Origin of the sequence: Streptomyces sp. BE20 (genome assembly GCF_036322525.1) — a bacterium.
GTDB lineage: Bacteria > Actinomycetota > Actinomycetes > Streptomycetales > Streptomycetaceae > Kitasatospora.
Genome location: NZ_JAQYWW010000145.1, coordinates 1 through 321, shown reverse-complemented (window position 1 = coordinate 321; position 321 = coordinate 1). Strand labels below are relative to the sequence as shown.

Annotated in this window: 1 protein-coding gene; it reads right to left on the bottom strand. The window is 69.8% G+C overall.

All coding sequences use genetic code 11. The annotated features are described in order from the left end of the window. Positions 1-321 (bottom strand): transposase (locus tag PUR61_RS00740; RefSeq protein ID WP_329874533.1); only part of this gene is annotated, 321 nt, incomplete at both ends.

Below are 321 nucleotides of genomic sequence, written 5' to 3'. Positions count from 1 at the left end.
GTGTTGTACTCGAGCCGGTAGTCCTCGGCATGGCGGACCAGGTCGAGGGCGTCGGGTATCTCCTCCAAGAACAGCTTCTCGTACTTCAGCGAGCCGAAGCCCCGCTCGCGTGAGCCGTTCTGGCCCGGGGTACGGACCCTGGTGCGTACGTGCCGCAGCTCGGGGCGGGTGGCGATGAACGCCTCGAAGCGGAACGAGCGGAACGGTCCGCCGTTGTCGGTGACGATCGTGACCAGCGGCTGCACGGTGCCGTCGGTCGCGCGCCGGGCCAGGTCGACCAGCTGGGCTCCGGCGAGCCGTTCGGCTTCGGCGAGGGCGAGC